Raw genomic sequence first — 12,843 nt, forward strand, 5'->3', positions numbered from 1 at the left:
GGCGATCGGCGCGATAATGGGGACAGTTCGGTTGGCAACGCTTACGAGGAGGATCGCAATGGGAAAAACAATCGGGAAGGACCTGTACAAACACCGCTACCTGTATCTGCTGCTCCTTCCTACCGTGCTCTTCTACGTCTTGTTCCAGTACGTGCCGATGTACGGCGTGCTGCTCGCGTTCAAGGAGTTTCACATCCGGGAGGGCATCCTGCGGAGCCCTTGGGTCGGATTGGACAATTTCAAGGAGCTGATCGCGCAGAGCGATTTTTGGCGCGCGTTCTGGAACACGCTCTATATCAGCTGCGGCCGGATCGTGTTCGAGTATCCGATCGCGATCGTGCTGGCGCTCCTGATCAACGAAGTGGCGCGGGAGAAGCTGAAGAAATTTTATCAAACCGTCTATACGTTCCCGCATTTCATCTCTTGGGTCATCATCAGCGGCATCATGTTCAACTTCCTGGGCAACACCGGCGTGCTGAATCAGATCATCGCCTCGCTCGGCTTCCACAAGGCGACGTTCCTGACCGATCCCGGGCTGTTCCGGGCGATCGTGTTCCTCTCGAACATCTGGAAGGAAGTCGGCTGGAGCGCGATCATCTACCTGGCGGCGATCGCCGGCATCAATCCGGAGCTGTACGAAGCCGCTTACGTCGACGGCGCGGGACGGTTCCAGCAGCTGAAATCGGTCACGTGGCCTTCGATTCGCGGCACGGCGGCGATCCTGCTGATCCTGGCCGTCGGCAACGCGATGAACGGCGGGTTCGACCAAATCTTCAACCTGTACAATCCGGGCGTCTATTCGACCGGCGACATCATCGACACGTACACGTACCGCTCGGCGTTCGCGGACGGCCTCAGCTTCGGGGTCACGACGGCGGTCGGCCTGTTCAAGGCGGTGCTGAATTTCGGCCTGCTCTATCTGGCCAACTACATCGTCAAACGACTCGGCGGGGAGGGACTCGTGTAAATGGAAACCGCAACGACATCCGCCGCCGTCCGGCAAAGCCCGGGCAGGCGCGGCAAAAAAACGAGCGTCGCCGACCTGATCATCCACGCGGTGCTCATCGTGCTCACGATCGCGACCCTGCTGCCGTTCTACAACGTCGTCCTCATGTCGTTCAGCAACACGGTGGCGGTCTCGAAGCAGCTCGTCTATCTCGTTCCCACCGTCTTCGACCTGTCGGCCTACAGCTACATCCTGCATGAGCCGCGATTCTTCAAGGCGCTGCTGGTCACGCTGTTCGTTACCGGCATCGGGACCGCGGTCAACATGCTCGTCACGGTGACCGGCGCCTACGTGCTGTCGAAGTCGGGATTCCCGGGACGCAAAATCGTCATGAGCGGCATCGTCTTCACGATGTTCTTCAACGGCGGGCTCATTCCGTTCTACCTGACGATGAAAAACTTCCACCTGATCAACAACCTGCTGGTCATGGTGCTGCCGGTCGCGGTCAATACGTTCTACATGATCATCTGCATCGCCTTCTTCCGGACGCTGCCGGCGGGCCTCGAGGAATCGGCGAAGATCGACGGGGCCAACGATCTGCAGGTCCTGTACAAAATCGTCGTGCCGATTTCGATGCACGGGTCAGCGGGATAGCTGCGATGACGGCACATGAACGAGCAGGAAGGCGGCGCTAAGCCGCCTTTTGATTGAAGAGAAACCCATGGAAGGCGTCGCTAGCCGCCTTCCGATTAAAGAGAAACCCTTTTAAGGCGGCGCTAGCCGCCTTCTGATTAAAGAGAAACCCTTTTAAGGCGGCGCTAGCCGCCTTTCTTGCTGTCCGGAACAGAATTCGATATTGAACCGGCGGCCGTTTCGTTGTATGGTAGGTTAAGCGCTTAACCTATCTCGGCGAGGAGATGAAGAGGAGGAAGACGATGGAGACCGCATACGGGGTTACGGGAGGAATCGCGCGCTTCCGGCTGACGGATTACGGCGCGGAGCCGGATTCGGGCCGCGATGCGCTGCCTGCCATGCGGCGGGCAATCGAAGCGGCGGGGAAGCATGACGGGCCGGCGGTGTTGGAATGTCCGCCGGGGAGGTACGATTTCTATCCGGACGAGGCTGCCCGGGAACCGTATTACATCACGAACACGGCCAGCGAGGAGGAGAATCCCGACGTCACGAAGACGATCGCGATTCTGCTGAAGGGGATCGGGCGGCTGACGCTGGACGGGCAAGGCTCGCTCTTCCTGTTCCACGGGCGGGTCACCATGCTGGCGCTGGACGGCTGCGACGACGTCGAGATCCGCAATTTGCATCTCGATTACGCCCGCCCGACGGTGGCGGAGATGACGGTGACGGCCGCCGGGACGGACTATATGGACGTCGAGGTGCATCCCGATTCCCGGTACGAGGTGCGGGGCGGGAAGGTGCATTGGACCGGCGACGGCTGGCGCTTCAACGCCGGCCCGATGCAGGCGTTCGACCCGGTCCGCAACCGGACGTGGCGCATCGACAATCTCGGCGAAGCGGCGCTCGCCGAGGAGCTGGCGCCGATGCGGCTCCGCTTCCGTCTGGGCAGCGCGCCCGGCGAACCGGCGGGCCGCGTCCTGCAGGTGCGCGACGGTCTGCGCGACCAGGTCGGCGTCTTCATTCGCCGCAGCCGGAATATCCGGTTCGCCGACGGCGGCATTCATTTCATGCACGGCCTCGGCGTCGTCTGCCAGTATAGCGAAGACCTGCGCTTCGCGGAGCTGGACTTCTCGCCGCGGCCGGAGACGGGCCGGACGGTGACGGCGTTCGCCGACTTCATCCACGTCTCCGGCTGCCGCGGCCGGGTCGAGATCGAAGGCTGCCGGTTCGTCGGCGGCCACGACGATCCGATCAACGTCCACGGCACGCATTTGCAGCTAATCGGCATGCCGGAGGCGAACCGCGTGCTGCTGCGCTTCATGCATCCCCAGACGTACGGCTTCCAAGCCTTCTTCCCCGGCGACGAGATCGCGTTCGTCAAGCGCGAGACGCTTCTTCCGTACGCCCCGGGCAAGGTGCTTGCGGTCGAAGCCGTCAGTCCGCGCGACTGGCTGCTGACGCTGGACGCGGACGCGCCGCCGGACGCCGAGCCGGGGGACGCGGTCGAGAACGTCACGTGGAACCCGGAGCTGCGCGTGCGGGGCAATTATTTCGCCCGCATTCCGACGCGGGGCGTGCTCGTGACGACCCGGCGCAAGGCGGTCATCGAAGACAACGTCTTCGACGGCACGACGATGAGCGGCGTGTTCGTCGCCGACGACGCGGAGAGCTGGTTCGAGTCCGGGCCGGTCCGGGACCTGACGATCCGGGGCAATCGGTTCGCCGCGTGCGGCAGCGCGGAGCATCCCGTCATCTTCATCGCGCCGGAGAACCGCATCGCCGACGCCGCCCGGCCGGTGCACGAAGGCATCGTCATCGAGGGCAACCGGATCGAGACGAGCTTGGCGGCGGCGCTGGGCGCGAAGAGCGTCCGCGGGCTGCGGTTCGCAAATAATGAGGTCGTACCGGCGGAAGGGGCCGCGGAGGACGGCGCGCCGGCGGCCGCGAGCCTGATTCGGCTCGACGCTTGCAGCGGCGCGGCCATCGAAGGCAACGCCTTCGCCGAGGGCGGCATGCCGGCGAACGTCGCCGCGTTGAAGCGGATGGCGCCGGACGGCTTGCGGATGGGCAAGGGCCAGCGGCTTCGCGTCGAGGCGCGGGACTGACCGGCGGGGGGGCGGCAAGCAGAGCGGCAATCAATCGACAATTAATTCAAGCGGCAATCGAATGGAACGTGCAAAAGGAGAGAGGAGCGCAACAATGAATAGCGAACGCAAATTAATCATTTTCCTCGACAGCGGGGATACGATCATCGACGAATCGACGGAAATCCGCGACGAGGAGGGCATCGTCGTCACCGCCGAGGTCATTCCCGGCGCCGACGTCATGGTGAAGACGCTGTACGAGCGGGGCTACACGCTGGCGCTCGTCGCCGACGGCGACGCGCAGTCGTTCAAGAATATGTACAAACGGCTCGGCCTGTACGACTACTTCACGACGATGATCTATTCGGAGACGATCAAGGCCGTCAAGCCGAGCCCGCGCATGTTCCGGGCGGCGGCCGGCGCGCTGGAGCTGAACGAGGCCGACTTCGGCCGCATCGTCATGGTCGGAAACAACCTGAGCCGCGACGTCAAAGGGGCCAACGCGCTCGGCATCGTGAGCGTCTTCCAGAGCTGGACGACGCGGTACCCGCACGAGCCGGCCGACGAGAGCGAGCGCCCGGCGTATACGATCCGCGAGCCGCTGGAATTCCTGGAGCTCGCGGATCGGCTGGACGAGCGGCTCCGCGCCGGCAACGTGCCGTTTTATTGATATTCCCAAGTAGAAATTCGCTGCCGTCATTACGCTGAGAAACGAAACGATAACACCCAACGTAAAAAATCCGCCCGAGATAGAAACTCGTCCATACCAACGCATTTCCGTTTTCATAGAATGGAAGCATCTGGTAGGAAAGGAGTTGACTATCTCCATGGCACAATTAATCGATTACAACGTCAGCGTTCCCGCCGTCGTCACGAACCAAGTGGCGATCGAATTGCCGCTCACGCCGAACAAAGCGATCCTGTCGCAGCTCGGCATCTTCGTCCTGCCGCAATTCGCGCACAACAACCGCGTCCAATTGGTCGCGACGTTCGGCGGTCAAGGCACGTCCGGCATTCCGAGATTCCTGTTCCGCGTATTCCGGGACAACCAAGAGATCTACTATATCGAGCAAGGCTTTGAAACGGGATACGAGCATTTCGGCATCGCCACGTTCCAAGTCATCGACATCAACGTCCCAGCCGGCGCGCATGCGTACACGTTCTACGTGGAAAACCTGCAACCGGGCGCGACGGGCCAAATCATCGGTCCGATGAACGTCAGCGCGGCCGTTTACGCGGTCTAACCGATCGTTCGCGCATCGCGCGGCGGCCTAGCGCCGCAAACCCGCAGAAAGGACGAGCAGCCCCGCTGCTCGTCCTTTTCGTACATAATTTTTCCTCTTTCCACAAACAATGTAACCGATGCAGCGGAAAGAAGGGATTAGAGATGAAGAAGAAACGAAGCCGGACGGCGCTAACGGCGGCGGTACTGGCGCTCTCGCTATGCCCGTGGAACGCGCCTTCGGAGCGCGCGGCCGCGGAAGGAACGGACGCATCCGCCGGGCAGCGCCAGGTCGCGATCGTCATCGACGATTTCGGCAACGGCATGGCGGGGACGCCGGAGATGATGAAGCTGCCCGTACCGTTCACGACGGCGATCATGCCGTTCATGCCGACGACGAAGCAGGACGCGGAGCTCGCGCACAAGCTGGGCGACGACGTGATCGTGCACATGCCGATGGAGCCGGTGAAGGGCAAGCCCGAATGGCTCGGACCCGGCGCCATCACGACGGCGATGGACGATGCCGAGATCCGCAAGCGGGTGGAGGCGGCGATCGACGACGTGCCCTACGCGGTGGGCATGAACAACCACATGGGCTCCAAGGTCACGGCCGACGAGCGGGTCATGCGCGTCGTGCTGACCGTCGTGAAGGAGCGGGGGTTGTTTTTCCTCGACAGCCGGACGACGTACAAAACGGTCGTGCCCAAGCTCGCCGCCGAATTAGGCGTACCGCTTCTGTCCAACCACGTGTTTCTCGACGACGTTTACTCGACGAGCCATATCGTGAAGCAGATCGGCCTGCTGCGCAAGCATCTGGAGAGCAACGCCAGCTGCGTGACGATCGGCCACGTCGGCCCGCCGGGCAAGCTGACCGCCGCCGCGTTGAAGGACGCGATCCCGCGCCTGCAGGGCAGCGCGCGGTTCGTCCGGCTGAGCGACATGCTCGGCCCGTCAGCGGAGCAGGATATAGTTCCGCACTCCTGACGCGATGGCGGCGGCAAGCTCGGTTTGCTTGTCCGGATTCGTCAGCATGAGCCGGTCGCCTTCGTGGCTGATGAAGCCCATTTCCACGATGACGGCCGGGTGCTTGACGACGTTGAGCAGGTAGAACGGCTTGCCGACGCGGGGAAGCCCGCGCGTATTCTGCCGGCGGTTCAGCGCATCCTGAATGCAGAAGGCGAGCAGCGCGCTCTCGCCTTCGTTCTGATGCAGCACGAGCGGCCCGTACTCCGTCCGGTCGGGCGCCCAGTTGACGTGTATGCTGACCAAGATTTGCGTATTGATCTCTTTCGTCAGCTGGCTGCGCTGGGACAGATCCCGGCGATGACGCGAGGCTCTCCCGTTCCAGCGGTTATCGTCGCTGAGCGCGTAGTCGCCGTTCCGGTTCAGGACGGTCCGGATGCCTTGGGCTTGCAGCATGGCGTACACTTTTTTGGCGACCGCCAGGTTGATGTCTTTCTCCAATATATGCTCGTGGTGAGCGCCGCCGTCGATGCCGCCGTGGCCGACGTCGATCAGTACCTGCGCCGTCGGAAGGGCGCGGCTGTAGTCGGTCGGCAGCTGGCTGTCGAGCAGGGATTGCGCCGAAGGGGCTTCCTCCCAAGATTCCCCGGGCGCCGCCAGGGACGTTCCCGCGCTGCAGAAGCACAGCAAAGCGGCGCCGGCCAAAAGCGCCAAGCCCGTGCGAAACGGGCGACGCCGACAAAATCGTTCGCGCATCGTTATCCTCCTATGCCAACATAATCATCCATAGCGTGGCTCGGACCAAGGGAACTCATTCATGTTTGAAAGGCATCGATCGCGGGGAAACTGGAGAATGAAGCTTATGAATTCGAGCGAAGGGGAGATCCGCAGCATGGAGAAAAAGACGGAGGAATATATCCGGTATATGACCGACCGGGTGGTCGATTACATGGAGACGCCGCAGGCGCAGCGCAAGGAGAACCGCAAAAAAGCCAAAGCCGCAAGAGAGCCTTGGCTGACGCGATGGTTCGGGCTTGGCGGGTTCGCGATCTCGCAATGGATGCGTTCGTCCCGGGATTAACGAAGCTTGGGAACCGCGATGCTGACCGGCTTCGGGCCGTGTCGGCTAGCGATAAAAATGGCCTTCGCGGTCGAGCGCGTCCACGGGAACGTAACGGGTGCCGGGAAACGCCTGATCGAAGGCGACGTAGAGCGGGCCGCCGTTCCAGCCGTGGTAGCCGACCGCGGGGAGCACCTGAAGCACGGAAGCGTTAAACAGCTCGGCGGTGTACCGGATTTGCTGAAGCTTGTCCAGCATGCCGGCGAGCCCCTGCACCTGCTTCGCGGACAGCGGGGAGCTCGTCAGCCACGGCATGCGCTCGAACGGATCGAACGCGCGGTTCGACCTGACGGCGGTCAGCTTGCTCGGCTGCGGCGCGCCGGAGCTGCCGGCCGTCGTTACCGTACCCGGCGTACGCTTCGACTGTTTCTGCCAAGCCGCGTCGTCGACGGGCATCGCCTCGCCGGTCCACGCGTCCAAATAATACGTCTCGCCGCCGGCGGCCGACCATTTCCAGGCCGCCAGCACGGGAGACAGGTAAAGCCGTTCCAGCCGGAGCGGCTTTTTTGCGATTTCGGCGTAGCTGCCGACCAGGCCTTGCCGGATCAGCGCGTTATACAGCGTGACGGGATAGAAGGCGGGATGCGCGCCGACGCCGTATTCTCCGAGCCGGTATCCGCCTTCGGGCGTCGCGTTCACGATCATATAGCCGACCGGCTTGCCCGCGGCGGCGAAGGTCACGAGCCAGCCGTGCGTGCCGGGGCCGAGCGGGGCGATCGTCCGTTCGGCGGACGTCCACGAACGAAAGGCGGGCTGCTTCGACAGCGCGTCGGTCCACGTCCGGACATGCTGCCGCAGCGCCGATTCGGCCGGCGCGGACGCGGCGGAAGCCGCCGGAGCGGCCGAAGCCGCCCGTCCGGGGAACCCGGCGCCCAGCGCCAGCATCGCCGCCAAGACGGCGGCGAACATCGCGGTCCATTTGTTCATAAACGGCATCACCTGCAGTTTCTGTAGAATGGTTGACGGAGGGCTGACAGTACCTGACAACGCCATTGTAGCGCAACGCGCGCGGAGAAGGTGTTGGTTCCTGTCAGGGAAGCGGGACAAGCCGGCTTCTAATTTTGCCGGATTTTCGCTAACCGATGCCCTGCAAATAAAAAATGCCGCAGTTTATGGCGGAGACTTGGACGCGCGGCTCGTACTGCCAGCGAATCTCCGCCTGGCGCCGGTCGTACTGCTCCGCGACGGCCGGACGCGTCTCTTCGTCGGCGCCTTCGATCAGCGGCTCGTAATAGTGCCGGATCGTGGCCAGCTCGTCGTCCAGCCGCCGCGCGGCCGCGTCCGCCCAGCCGTAATCGTAGCCCCTCAGCTTCCGCTCCAGCGTTTGCTCCGCGATGGAGGCCGCCTTGGCGAGCGTGAAGGCGTTTTTGGCCGTGTGCACGTTCGGCGGCAGCTTCGGCGTCATCCGGTGCTGCAGCAGCCGGTCGTTGAACTGCTCCACGCATTGGCCCGTCGCGAGCGAGATGCCGAAGGAGTGGAGTTCCTCCCGCTTCATGTCGCACAGGAACTCTACCTTCATATTAACCCCCAGCCAGGCGCTGTAAGCAGTGGAGTGGAGGGGGTGGCTGCTGCGCTTATCCGGCTCTTGGAACAGGCAAAGGTAGCTGCCGCTCTGCCGCGAGGACTGGAACAGCTGCTCCAGCCGGCGCGAGCCGAAATAGAGATCCTCCCTCGGCACGCGCGCGTTCGCGTTAAGCGAGCCGTGGACGTACCCGAGGGAGCGGCCCAGCGCGGCGTCCGCGGCCGCCTGCGCGGCGGGCTTGGGCGCCGGCGGCGGCGGCGCGGTCTCGTCGTACTTGCTCTTGTCCGTCACGAGCAGCATGGACATCGTCTCGGGTTCGGCGCCGGTACGGTCGACGAAGCTCCAATAGTAGGAACGGTTCGTCAGGTCGCGGTCCGCGCGCGGCGAGAGCTTCACCTGAAAGTGCGCCGGCGACTTCTCGACGATCCGGCACTCGGTCGCCTCCAGGTAGCGCTGGACGAACTTATGGATCTGGCGTTCATTCATGGTCTCACCTCGATCGATTGTCCGACGGCGTTCAGGACGGCGTCGACCGCGCCGAGCTCGCCGGTCTCCTCCGACTCGACCTCGTCCCGGATGCGGCTGAGCGAATCGCCCAGCTCGTCGATGCCGCGCCGCAGCTCGTCCTTGTCCGTGCCCGATTCCATCACGAGCCGGGCCAGCCGCTGCTCCAGCGTCTCGTTCTTCTCGAACCGCTCGAGAATATGGTCCAGTTCGCCGATGACGAGCTCGAACAGGTTGATCTTCTCGTGCAGCAGGCCGACGATATGCTCCTCGATCGTGCCGACGGTGCACAGGTTGTAGATCTGCACGTCGTTCGTCTGTCCGAGCCGGTGCACGCGGCCGATCCGCTGCTCGACGCGCATCGGGTTCCACGGCAGGTCGAAGTTGATCATATGGTGGCAGAACTGCAGGTTGATGCCTTCGCCGCCGGCCTCGGTCGCGATGAGCACCTGCGCGCGCCCGCGGAACAGGTCCATCATCCAATCCTTCTTGCCGCGGTTCATGCCGCCGCGGTAAGGGACGGCCACCAGGTTGTGGGACCGGAAGTACTGCAGCAGATACTCCTGCGTCGCCCGGTATTCCGTGAAGATGATGACCTTGTCGTTCTCCTTCATCGCGCGGACGAGCTCCATCGCCTTCTCGGCCTTCGAGTTGGCCGTAATGCCGCGGATGACTTCGACGAGCTTCCAGATCTTCGCGCGAATCGGGGAATCCTCGGCCGTCTTCTTGAACATGTTCACGAGGGTCAGGAAGACCGCGTCTCGGCTGCTGCACACTTCGCGCTGCAGCGTCACGAGCGACAGCATGCTCGTCCAGTCGCCTTGATTCTCCTCGTAACGCTCCTTCACGAACGCGGTCACGGCGTCGTAGAGCGCCTGTTCCTCCGTCGACAGCTGCAGCGGGATGTTCTTGACGATCCGCTTCGTGAAGTGGATGCCGCCGTCCCCGCGGCGGTTCCGGATCATGACGGCCTGCAGCGCTTCCTGCAGCTGGTCCTCGTTCTTCGGCAGCCGCTTGTCCACCACGAAATTCGCCGCGAATTCGCTCTGGCCGCCCAGTTGGCCCGGCTTCAGCAGCGTGATCAGGTTGTAGAGCTCGTCGAGGTCGTTCTGCACGGGCGTCGCCGTAAGCAGCAGGCAATATTTTTTGCGCATCGCGTTGACGAATTGGTAGTTGGTCGTCTTCTTGTTCTTCAGCTTATGCGCCTCGTCGATGATGAGCATGTCGTAATCCTGGTTCAGCAGCCGGTCGCGGTGCGGATCGCGCTTGGCCGTGTCCATGGACGCGACGACGACGTCGTAGCCCCAGGAATGCTCCTTCTTCTGGGCGACCGCGGCGATGCCGAATTTGGCGTTCAGCTCCCGCACCCACTGCAGGACGAGCGAGGCCGGCACGAGCACGAGCGCGCGCTTGACGAGTCCGCGGACCATGTATTCCTTGAGCACGAGCCCGGCTTCGATCGTCTTCCCGAGGCCGACCTCGTCGGCCAAAATCGCCCGGCCGCTCATTTCGTGCAGCACTTTGCGGGCGGTGCTGATCTGGTGGGGCATCGGCTCGAACGCCGGCAGGCTGCGCAGGCACTGCAGATCGTCGAAGCTGCCGATCAGCTTGGACTGCTCCGCTTCGACGGCCAGCTGATAGAGCGTCCAGTCGTCCCATGGGCCGTTGCGGTCCATGCGGTCCTGAAGCTGGTGGAGCCAGGTGCGGTCGAAATGCAGGTCGACGCTGGGATGCAGCTTGCGCTTCGCCGTCACGCTCGCGGCGGAAAGGGGCTGCGGTTCGGTTTTGGCAGAATCGTTACCCGGTTGCATGGAGAACGGAACTCCTTTCATGTGAGATTCCGACAAAATGAACGGAAGCTATATGTCGCTAGTATGACCCTCGAAACGGGAATTCATAAGGCGCCGCGCGAAAAGGAGCGGCGGCAGTTTGCGGGCGGCCCGCGCGGCGCGCTTCTCGTTCGGCTATGAAATGTCCGGAGCGCAAGCGCGGAATTCCGGCCGATGGCGCAGGGGCGCCCGAGCGAAAAGGAATTCGTAGGGTCGGGCGCGAATAGGGCACATATGGAATTGGGAACCGATTGCCTGCTACTAGAACGGGAGGATGCGGAACATGAACATGATGCTGAATAGGAAGCGGCCGGAGCGCGGCGCGGCGATAGCCGGGGGGGAGGGCCGATGAGAGCTTCGTCCGATATTTTGGCGGTTTGGCGCGCCTTCGACGCGTTTCCGATGGAAACGCTGACCAAGGCCTGGCACTTCCGGTCGGGAAACGAGCCCAAGCAGCGCAGCGTCGAGCTGATGCGGCTGCACCGCGAGCGGTACGGCTCATCGGGCAACTGCTTCGATCTCGCGCTGTGGCTGATCGACGCGTTTCGGCGGGAGGGGATTCCGGCTTACGCCGTCGGCCACGATTTGCTGACGCCGAACGCGCATGTCGCGGTCGCGGCGCTGGACGAACGGGGACGCGCCTATCTATGCGATCTCGGCGACCAATGGATCGAGCCGATTCTGATCGATGCGGAGAGCGGCGACTTTACGGACGAACCGCTCGCCGGGTTCGTGTCCGGCGCGCGCGTCGCGCTGTCCGTCCGGGAAGGCTGGCTGCACGTCGCCTACCTGCGGCCGAACGGCAAGCGGAGCGAGCAGGCGTACGACCTGCGTCCGATCGCGCCGGACGCGCTGCTGGCGGCGGGCGAATACTCGCAGCGGCTGCTGCGCAAGCCGCTGGTCGAGCGCCGGATCTATACGGAGGCCGAAGTGCTGCATTGGGAGCTCGGCGACGGCACGAGCTTCTTGAGCGGGGACCGCGGACGGACCGAGGAGGCGCCGATGCGTTCGCAAGCGGATCGGGTGGAACGCATTCGCCTGCATACCGGCATGGACCGGCAGGTCATCGAGCAAGCGTTGGCCGTCTACGGAACCGTCTCGATCGAAGTCGAATAGAGTCAAAGGAATACGAAGGGGACGCGATGAAGCTGGGCATGCCGGCTCTGCTGGAATGCGGCTCGCTCGAGGAGAACGCCCTGCTCTGCGCGGCGCTCGGGCTGGATTTTATCGAATTGAACATGAATCTGCCCTTGTGCATGCCGGACAGGCTGGATGCCGGGCTGGTGCGAAGGATTAGCCGGGAGACGGGGATCGGCTTTACGCTGCATTTGCCGGAAGAGCTGGAGCCGGCGTCGTTTCACGCGGCCATCCGTCGGGGGCATCTGGCCTGCTGCCTCGACGCGATGGACTGGGCGGCCGCCGCGGGCATCGGGCTGTTGAACATGCATGTGCACAACGGGGTCTGCTTCACGCTGCCCGGCGGAAGGACGTGGATCAATGAGGCGCACGAAGCCGAGTACGCCGCGCTGCTGCATGAGGCGTTCGCGACGATGTACGAACGGGCGTCCGCGCTCGGCCTCTCGCTGTGCATCGAGAATACGTGCAATTTCCAGCTGCCGTTCGTGCGGAAGGCCGTCGACGCGCTCGCCGGATTCGCGCCGTTTCGCTTGACTTGGGACGCCGGGCACGACGCCAGGACCGGATACCTGGAAATGCCCGTCCTGATGGCGCACGCCGATCGCATCGCCCATATGCATCTTCACGATTGCGCGAACGGTTCGGATCACCGGCCGCTGTATACGGGAGAGGTCCCGATCAACGAACGGCTCGCGTTCGCCCGGGCGCGCGGGCTGTCCGTCGTCATCGAAGTGAAGACGGAAGAAGCGCTTCGCGCGTCCGTCGAACGGCTGCGGCGCGAGCGGCTTCAGGGAGGCTGACGTGCCGTCTCCTAAATGGAAGATTCTTTTAGCATAAAGGTAAAAATACGTCGATAAAACGAAACGTTGTTCGCTGCAGCTGC

13 protein-coding genes are annotated in these 12,843 nt (G+C 63.2%); 9 read left to right on the forward strand and 4 right to left on the reverse strand.

Translation table 11 applies throughout. From position 1 onward, the window contains the following. The first annotated feature begins 58 nt into the window (after positions 1-58). From BMZ79_RS00325 to BMZ79_RS00350, 6 genes are all read left to right on the forward strand, one after another. Complete coding sequence (locus BMZ79_RS00325) at positions 59-967, forward strand: ABC transporter permease (RefSeq protein WP_090635592.1); 909 nt, start codon at positions 59-61, stop codon at positions 965-967. Then, positions 968-1,600, forward strand: coding sequence for a carbohydrate ABC transporter permease (locus BMZ79_RS00330; protein WP_256252484.1), 633 nt, complete (start codon positions 968-970; stop codon positions 1,598-1,600). It begins immediately after the preceding gene. A gap of 281 nt (positions 1,601-1,881) precedes the next feature. Further along, on the forward strand, positions 1,882-3,684 hold the full coding sequence (locus BMZ79_RS00335) for a right-handed parallel beta-helix repeat-containing protein (protein ID WP_090635593.1): 1,803 nt from the start codon (positions 1,882-1,884) through the stop codon (positions 3,682-3,684). Between the two features lie 94 nt (positions 3,685-3,778). Next, on the forward strand, positions 3,779-4,333 hold the full coding sequence (locus BMZ79_RS00340; protein WP_090635600.1) for an HAD family hydrolase: 555 nt from the start codon (positions 3,779-3,781) through the stop codon (positions 4,331-4,333). Positions 4,334-4,490: 157 nt separating this feature from the next. Next, positions 4,491-4,907 (forward strand): hypothetical protein, encoded by a 417-nt coding sequence (locus BMZ79_RS00345; protein WP_090635602.1) that lies wholly within the window; start codon positions 4,491-4,493, stop codon positions 4,905-4,907. A 143-nt stretch (positions 4,908-5,050) separates the two neighbouring features. Further along, a complete protein-coding gene (locus tag BMZ79_RS00350) occupies positions 5,051-5,869 on the forward strand; it encodes a divergent polysaccharide deacetylase family protein (RefSeq protein ID WP_090635603.1) in 819 nt (272 codons plus the stop codon). On the opposite strand, the gene BMZ79_RS00355 is transcribed toward BMZ79_RS00350, so the two are convergent. After that, positions 5,837-6,562: an N-acetylmuramoyl-L-alanine amidase family protein gene (locus BMZ79_RS00355; protein ID WP_256252485.1), complete on the reverse strand. Its 726-nt coding sequence runs from the start codon at positions 6,560-6,562 to the stop codon at positions 5,837-5,839. The genes BMZ79_RS00350 and BMZ79_RS00355 overlap by 33 nt on opposite strands. Positions 6,563-6,710: 148 nt before the next feature. Here BMZ79_RS00355 and BMZ79_RS00360 point away from each other — a divergent pair, with 148 nt between their 5' ends. Beyond that, the gene (locus tag BMZ79_RS00360) at positions 6,711-6,929 is read left to right on the forward strand and encodes a YqzE family protein (RefSeq protein WP_256252486.1); all 219 of its coding nucleotides are present in this window, start codon (positions 6,711-6,713) and stop codon (positions 6,927-6,929) included. A gap of 45 nt (positions 6,930-6,974) precedes the next feature. Here the strand turns inward: BMZ79_RS00360 and BMZ79_RS00365 are convergent, their stop codons facing one another. The 3 genes from BMZ79_RS00365 to BMZ79_RS00375 all read right to left on the reverse strand — a co-directional run bounded on the left by BMZ79_RS00365 (position 6,975) and on the right by BMZ79_RS00375 (position 10,805). Next, positions 6,975-7,895 carry a hypothetical protein gene (locus BMZ79_RS00365; protein ID WP_143088856.1) on the reverse strand — a complete coding sequence of 307 codons (921 nt, stop codon included), beginning with the start codon at positions 7,893-7,895 and terminating at the stop codon, positions 6,975-6,977. Between the two features lie 148 nt (positions 7,896-8,043). Continuing rightward, positions 8,044-8,976, reverse strand: coding sequence for a YqhG family protein (locus BMZ79_RS00370; RefSeq protein ID WP_090635609.1), 933 nt, complete (start codon positions 8,974-8,976; stop codon positions 8,044-8,046). Next, positions 8,973-10,805, reverse strand: coding sequence for a DEAD/DEAH box helicase (locus BMZ79_RS00375; protein ID WP_090635611.1), 1,833 nt, complete (start codon positions 10,803-10,805; stop codon positions 8,973-8,975). The genes BMZ79_RS00370 and BMZ79_RS00375 overlap by 4 nt, the downstream gene beginning before the upstream one ends. 366 nt (positions 10,806-11,171) lie before the next feature. Here BMZ79_RS00375 and BMZ79_RS00380 point away from each other — a divergent pair, with 366 nt between their 5' ends. Continuing rightward, positions 11,172-11,939, forward strand: a complete 768-nt coding sequence (locus tag BMZ79_RS00380) for a hypothetical protein (protein ID WP_090635612.1) — start codon at positions 11,172-11,174, stop codon at positions 11,937-11,939. 26 nt (positions 11,940-11,965) lie between these two features. Then, on the forward strand, positions 11,966-12,760 hold the full coding sequence (locus BMZ79_RS00385) for a sugar phosphate isomerase/epimerase family protein (protein ID WP_090635613.1): 795 nt from the start codon (positions 11,966-11,968) through the stop codon (positions 12,758-12,760). Positions 12,761-12,843 lie beyond the last annotated feature (83 nt).

Origin of the sequence: Paenibacillus sp. UNC496MF, assembly GCF_900113915.1 — a bacterium.
In the GTDB taxonomy this organism is placed as follows: domain Bacteria; phylum Bacillota; class Bacilli; order Paenibacillales; family Paenibacillaceae; genus Paenibacillus_Z; species Paenibacillus_Z artemisiicola.

Excerpts from the sequence above, each read along its gene's own strand:
- BMZ79_RS00325 (WP_090635592.1), top strand. The coding sequence starts at position 59 with ATGGGAAAAACAATCGGGAAGGACCTGTACAAACACCGCTACCTGTAT.
- BMZ79_RS00330 (WP_256252484.1), top strand. The coding sequence starts at position 968 with ATGGAAACCGCAACGACATCCGCCGCCGTCCGGCAAAGCCCGGGCAGG.
- BMZ79_RS00335 (WP_090635593.1), top strand. The coding sequence starts at position 1,882 with ATGGAGACCGCATACGGGGTTACGGGAGGAATCGCGCGCTTCCGGCTG.
- BMZ79_RS00340 (WP_090635600.1), top strand. The coding sequence starts at position 3,779 with ATGAATAGCGAACGCAAATTAATCATTTTCCTCGACAGCGGGGATACG.
- BMZ79_RS00345 (WP_090635602.1), top strand. The coding sequence starts at position 4,491 with ATGGCACAATTAATCGATTACAACGTCAGCGTTCCCGCCGTCGTCACG.
- BMZ79_RS00350 (WP_090635603.1), top strand. The coding sequence starts at position 5,051 with ATGAAGAAGAAACGAAGCCGGACGGCGCTAACGGCGGCGGTACTGGCG.
- BMZ79_RS00360 (WP_256252486.1), top strand. The coding sequence starts at position 6,711 with ATGAATTCGAGCGAAGGGGAGATCCGCAGCATGGAGAAAAAGACGGAG.
- BMZ79_RS00365 (WP_143088856.1), bottom strand. The coding sequence starts at position 7,895 with ATGAACAAATGGACCGCGATGTTCGCCGCCGTCTTGGCGGCGATGCTG.
- BMZ79_RS00370 (WP_090635609.1), bottom strand. The coding sequence starts at position 8,976 with ATGAATGAACGCCAGATCCATAAGTTCGTCCAGCGCTACCTGGAGGCG.
- BMZ79_RS00375 (WP_090635611.1), bottom strand. The coding sequence starts at position 10,805 with ATGCAACCGGGTAACGATTCTGCCAAAACCGAACCGCAGCCCCTTTCC.
- BMZ79_RS00380 (WP_090635612.1), top strand. The coding sequence starts at position 11,172 with ATGAGAGCTTCGTCCGATATTTTGGCGGTTTGGCGCGCCTTCGACGCG.
- BMZ79_RS00385 (WP_090635613.1), top strand. The coding sequence starts at position 11,966 with ATGAAGCTGGGCATGCCGGCTCTGCTGGAATGCGGCTCGCTCGAGGAG.